Origin of the sequence: Kytococcus sp. HMSC28H12, from assembly GCF_001816045.1 — a bacterium.
Classification (GTDB): domain Bacteria; phylum Actinomycetota; class Actinomycetes; order Actinomycetales; family Dermatophilaceae; genus Kytococcus; species Kytococcus schroeteri.
Genome location: NZ_KV824538.1, coordinates 1 through 5,246, shown reverse-complemented (window position 1 = coordinate 5,246; position 5,246 = coordinate 1). Strand labels below are relative to the sequence as shown.

Below are 5,246 nucleotides of genomic sequence, written 5' to 3'. Positions count from 1 at the left end.
CAAGCACCCACGCTCAACTCCGAAGAGCCGTCAATCTCTATACAAAGAACTATGGGACCACCTCGTGGGACGGGTACGCGAAGTGGTTCAACTGCACCACCTCTGCGGTGGCCTACACGAACCGGGACCACACCCGGTCCTACTCGAACACCAAGAAGCAGGCCTTGGCGGCCCACGAGATCGGCCACACCGTCGGGCTCGATCACGAGACTGGGTGCGTCATCATGGTCGACAACACAGCAAAGCGCTCCGCCTGCGGCCTCGTGAAGCTCACCACCGACGACCGGAGGGGTATCAATGCGCTCTACTGACACACGTCCTTGGACGGCCGTCGCTGCTGCCACCGCCATCGCTCTGTCCCTGGCTGGGTGCAACGACGCACAGGAGTCCGGCGGCATGGCGGCCGAGACGTCCCCACCCGCCTCCAGTGGAGAGGGAAACGTCGCGGTCAGCAAGGTCGATTCCGCGGAGAGCCTCGCCGACCTGCTCACGGAGTCGGACGCCGTCGTGCAGGCCACGGTGACCTCCACCGAGGACCTGTCCGTCAACGGTGTCGACTTCGTCCGCGCCGAGATGAGGGTCCAGCGCAGCTCCGACCCCACCCTCCGGGGCACGACCATCCACGTGCGCCAAACGGACTTCGGCAATCCGGCCCCGGAGAACATGCCGCGCCTCATGGAGCGGGGCAAGCCCTACCTTCTGGCGCTGCAAGACTTCCAGGGCCCGCAGGAGGTTGATGACGAGTACGTGATCACCTTCGACGAGGGCATCTGGGATGTCGGATCCGGCGCCCCGAAGAACATCGCCACCCAGGACGGCGCCCCCATCCCGGAGCTCGACATCACCGAGAAACAGGCCCAGGAACTCACCGCCCCGGAGTGACCGCACCGCCGCCACAAGGGCACGCGGTCAGGTCGGGCACAGCCCTCTCAGGCGAGGACGAGCAGCCCGTCGGCCACCATGTCGCGGATCACCGGAGCCACCTGCTCGGTGAGCAGCCCGGCATCGCCCTCGGTGAGCACCGCGATGCCGGCGATCCCCTGCCGCGGCGTGAGGTCGCCGTCGCACACGCCCACCAGACCGGCCACCTCGGAGGAGACCTGGAACGCCCGCCGTAGCCCGCCGCCCTGGCGGATGAGCACCACCTGCGGGTCCGGGTCGCCGGGGTGGGCGAAGTGGTGCTCGGCGGTCACGTCCGGGGCGTACAGCCACCGCGCGTCGAGCATCTCGTCACGCGTGTGCTCGGCCAGCCAGGTGCGCGCCCGCACCCCGGCCAGTACCACCTCCCCCATCGCCGGGCCGGTGGTGCCGCGCGCCTCGGTGAGGTCGATCCACGGCGCCCGGTCCGTCTCGGGGCGGTGCAGCACGATGACGCCGAACCCGATCTCCGCCGTGCCGCGCGCGGCGAAGTCGTCCAGCCACGCCGTGTACAGCGCCTCGTACTCCGTCGTACCCGGCGTGTGGCCGCCGTCGCGCGCCCAGGTCTCGGCGTACTGGGCCGGGTCCTGCACCTCGCGCAGCACCACCCAGGCATCCACGCTCGCGGCCTCCAGCACGGGGCGCAGGCGCTCGCGCCAGTCCTGCCCCTCGCGCACCTCCCAGTTGCCCAGCATCGTGGCGATGCCGCCGGGCGCCAGGCGGGCAGCCACGTCACCGATGAGGCCGGTGGTGATGCCGTCGCCCTCGCCGCCGCCGTCGCGGTATTCGTAGACCGGCACACCATCAGTACGCGGGGTGATGACGAACGGCGGGTTGCTCACCACCAGGTCGAACTGCTCGTCGGCCACGGGCTCGGTGAGCGACCCGAGGCGCAGGTCGAGATCCACCTCGTTGAGCGCGCAGGTGAACCGCGCGAACGCCAGGGCCCGTTCGGAGATGTCGGTGGCCACCACCTGCTCGGCATGGGGGCCCAGCAGCAGGGCCTGCACGCCGCAGCCGGTGCCCAGGTCCAGGGCGCGGCCCACCTGCGGACGGGGCGTCCACGCGGCCAGGGTGCCACTCGCGCCGCCGATGCCGAGCACGTGGTCGGTCGGCAGCGGGCCACCACCGGCGAGCATCTCGGGCAGGTCCGAGGCCACCCACCAGGCGTGGCGCTCGGTGGCGTGCGGGCGCAGGTCGATGGCGGGCAGCACCGCATCGCCCTCGGTGCACAGCACTCCCAGGGCGAGCGCCCCCTCCAGCCCCAGCGTGGGCAGGGCGAGGGCGGCCTCGTCGGCGCTGAGCGGCAGGCCCAGGCCGAGCAGGCGGGTGAGCAGGGCGACGGGCTCCCGGCGACCGCGCGTGGCGAGGTCGGCGGGCAGCGGCTGCTCGCGCTCCAGGGCGTCGCTGGCCACCTCGCCGAGGCACGCGCGGATTCCCTCGATGGTGTAGCCGGCCGCGGTCAGGTCGTCGCGGAGCCGGGCCACCAGCGGGCGCAGGTCCGTGCCGTCGTCGGCCACCAGGCGCGGCGGCGGGACGGGCTGGCGGGTGGGGCTGGAGACGGGGCCGGTCTGCGAGGTGCTCACGGCGTCATCGTGCCAGCCCGGCCGCCTGCCACCGCCTCGCTCAGGACGCCGTCGTCACGGCCAGGGCCCAGACGGTTCCCTCGGCGACCTGCACCGACACCGTTGGCCGACCCTCGAACTCCTGCCCGGAGATGCCGTACCCCGTGCGCGGTGCCGTGACCAGTTCGTCCGCGCACTGCATCGCCCCGACCTCCCGTCCACCGGAACGGAGCACCATCTGTCCCGTACCGACGCAGTCGATCTGCACCCCGTCCCCGTTCTCGAGACGGATCGTGCGTGGCCCTGCCCCGGAGAAGGACCGTCCGACCGACACCACGGACGAGGACTGCTCCGCATCCTCACGAACCAGGGCCTCGAGCTGGCGGGGGCGGACCTGCTCGCCCGGAGTCGTGGAGGGCGGCTGGCTGGTCCCCTCGGACGAACTTCGCCCAGGGGATCGGGCGCCAGCCGTCTCCGAGGGACGCTGCTCGGCCGAAGGTGGCACCTGGCTGGAGGTGGGTGCCTGACCCTGCTTCGCAGCCTCCGGGGAATCCCCCTGAGTACACGCAGCAGCCACGAGGAGAGCACTTGCCGCGAGACCGGCCGTCGCGACCCGCTTCACTTCCACGACCTGTTCACCCCCACCTCGTCACGCACCGGGCTGTGGGCCGTACCGGAGCCGGTGGTCCGCCACGTGCAGTCCCCGCCCTGGACCATGCGGCGCCAGGAGTACTTCTGCCCCCAGGACCCCCACTGCATCCAGCCGCCCCTCACGCCACGGGGCACGGTGTCGGACACCGAGAACGTGGTCTGGTTGACCATCTCGACAGCGATGTCGCTCCCATGGGACCGGTTGGCCTCGTAGGCCAGCACCTGGGCGTTGATACCGGCGCTCGAGCCGGACGATGTGCTGTGGCCCGTGGTGACGGCATCTCCCTTGTGCACGGTGATGGTGATCGTCTGCCCCGGCAGGCCCTTGACACGCTCTCCGGGGCCCGGCTTCCAGACCGGCCGAAAGTTGAAGGTGTCGACCTCATAGGTCGTGGGACAGCCCGTGGGCTTCTCATCGCTGGGCACGTGCGCAGCAGAGGCAGTGCCAGGCACCAAGCCCGCAACAAGCACAGCGGTGGCAGTAGTAACGCCGATGAAGGTCCTCATGGCATTTTCCTTCCCCCCCCCGGCCGGGGCCGGCGCCCTCGTGAAGCGCGGGAGAGGATGTGCACAGACCCTGCTCCCTCCTGCCACACCCGACAACCCCTTCAGGCGCATCTTGGGAGAGTTGTGACCAACGGCGGCATGCGACACCGCGCACGCTGGAACAGGATCCGGCGCCAGAGCATGATGAGTGCCATGCCCAGCGACGCCCCGCACACCGAGAACCCGTGACTGGCATGCCCGCCATCCGGCTCCACGGCGTCCCCGAGCAGCTGAGACAGACCCTCATCGCGAGGGCCACGACCCGGGGCCTATCCCTCAACGACTACCTCGTGGGTGAGTCGGGAAGGGTCTCCGAGCACCCTGCCCGGCAGGAGCTCCTGCGTCGCATCCGGGCACGCGGGACCCAACGCCTCCCTCCGGCAGCGGACCTCCTCGTCACCGAACGCCCACATCTGTGACGCCCGGCGTCGGGCTCACCGCACCGGACGTCGCCGTCCCCCCTGAGCCGGACGGCTCACTCCCACCAGCGCGCGGCCACCATGCCCGGCTCCCGCCCGGGCTCGATGTAGAACTCCGTGCCGAACCACGCCGCGAACGCCTCCTCGGGCAGCGCCAGCATGAACCCCACGTCGCTGGTCTGGCTGGCGTGGCACTCCAGCGCGGCGCGCTTCACCGGCAGCTGGTCGGTCACGTCGACCTCCCAGTGGATGAACGCCTCCGGCTCGCCGAACGGGTTGCCGTCGTCCGCCGGGGCGTCGGGGTCCATCGCCTCCAGCCCCAGCGCCTTGGCGCGCTCGGCACCGGCCCGCATGCGGTCGCGGTTCATGGTGCTCTCCAGCAGGCGCGGGCGGCGCTCGGCGGCGTCGGCCGCCAGGTGCGCCACCCGGTGGGCCTTCACGTGGTCGGGGTGGCCGTAGCCGCCGTGCCAGTCGTAGGTCACCAGCACGTCGGCGTCCTCCGCGTCGAGCACCGCGGCCAGCTTCAGGGCCGCTACGGCCGGGGCGGCGCTGTGGAAGGAGGTCTCGTGCGCGTTCTGCTCCCACCCGGTCATGCCCGAGTCGGTGTAGCCCAGCCAGTGCACGGCCTGCGCACCGGTCACCTCCGCGGACGCCTCGGCCTCGGCGCGGCGCCGGTCCACCACGGTCTCGCCGGGGGCCAGGTCGCCGGGGGCCACCCCGTGGTCGCCGTTGGTGCCGTAGACCACCACCACGCGGTGCCCGGCATCGGCCAGGAGGCGCATGGTGCCGGAGGTCTGGGAGGCCTCGTCGTCGGGGTGGGCGTGGAGGAAGACGACGGTCAGCGGGGCGCTCTGGCTCGATGCGGTCACACGCCCCATGGTCCCACGGGACACCTCACGCACCGGCCCGCGCGGCGACTCCCTCCAGCGCGCGGGCCAGCACGTCGCGCTGCACGGCGGCGTCCACCTCGCCCGGCACCAGAAAGCCGGCAATCGTGAGGCCGTCGACCACCGCGTGCACGCCCGGCACCTCCACCTCGGCGGTGGCGGGCAGGGCGGTGTCAGGGTCGGGCGGGGCGGGCAGGTCGAGCACGTCGGCCAGGGCCAGGCGCACCATCCACCGCTCGCCGCGCCAGGCGTCGGTGGCC

7 protein-coding genes are annotated in these 5,246 nt (G+C 71.9%); 2 read left to right on the top strand and 5 right to left on the bottom strand.

Translation table 11 applies throughout. The annotated features are described in order from the left end of the window. Both HMPREF3099_RS07935 and HMPREF3099_RS07930 read left to right on the top strand, forming a co-directional pair. Positions 1-311, top strand: a 311-nt coding sequence (locus HMPREF3099_RS07935) for a matrixin family metalloprotease (RefSeq protein WP_141762072.1), incomplete at its 5' end; no start/stop codon positions are given. 85 nt (positions 312-396) lie between these two features. Continuing rightward, the gene (locus tag HMPREF3099_RS07930; RefSeq protein WP_070705475.1) at positions 397-882 is read left to right on the top strand and encodes a hypothetical protein; all 486 of its coding nucleotides are present in this window, start codon (positions 397-399) and stop codon (positions 880-882) included. Positions 883-929: 47 nt separating this feature from the next. On the opposite strand, the gene HMPREF3099_RS07925 is transcribed toward HMPREF3099_RS07930, so the two are convergent. The 5 genes from HMPREF3099_RS07925 to HMPREF3099_RS07900 all read right to left on the bottom strand — a co-directional run. Continuing rightward, positions 930-2,504: a DUF7059 domain-containing protein gene (locus tag HMPREF3099_RS07925; protein WP_083323622.1), complete on the bottom strand. Its 1,575-nt coding sequence runs from the start codon at positions 2,502-2,504 to the stop codon at positions 930-932. Positions 2,505-2,544: 40 nt separating this feature from the next. Beyond that, a complete protein-coding gene (locus HMPREF3099_RS12435) occupies positions 2,545-2,751 on the bottom strand; it encodes a hypothetical protein (protein ID WP_141494748.1) in 207 nt (68 codons plus the stop codon). Between the two features lie 350 nt (positions 2,752-3,101). Next, complete coding sequence (locus HMPREF3099_RS12430) at positions 3,102-3,641, bottom strand: hypothetical protein (RefSeq protein ID WP_070705473.1); 540 nt, start codon at positions 3,639-3,641, stop codon at positions 3,102-3,104. A 514-nt stretch (positions 3,642-4,155) separates the two neighbouring features. Beyond that, the gene (locus tag HMPREF3099_RS07905; protein ID WP_070705477.1) at positions 4,156-4,977 is read right to left on the bottom strand and encodes a PIG-L deacetylase family protein; all 822 of its coding nucleotides are present in this window, start codon (positions 4,975-4,977) and stop codon (positions 4,156-4,158) included. Between the two features lie 16 nt (positions 4,978-4,993). After that, the coding region (locus HMPREF3099_RS07900; protein WP_202816726.1) for a TetR family transcriptional regulator C-terminal domain-containing protein at positions 4,994-5,246 on the bottom strand (253 nt) is incomplete at its 5' end.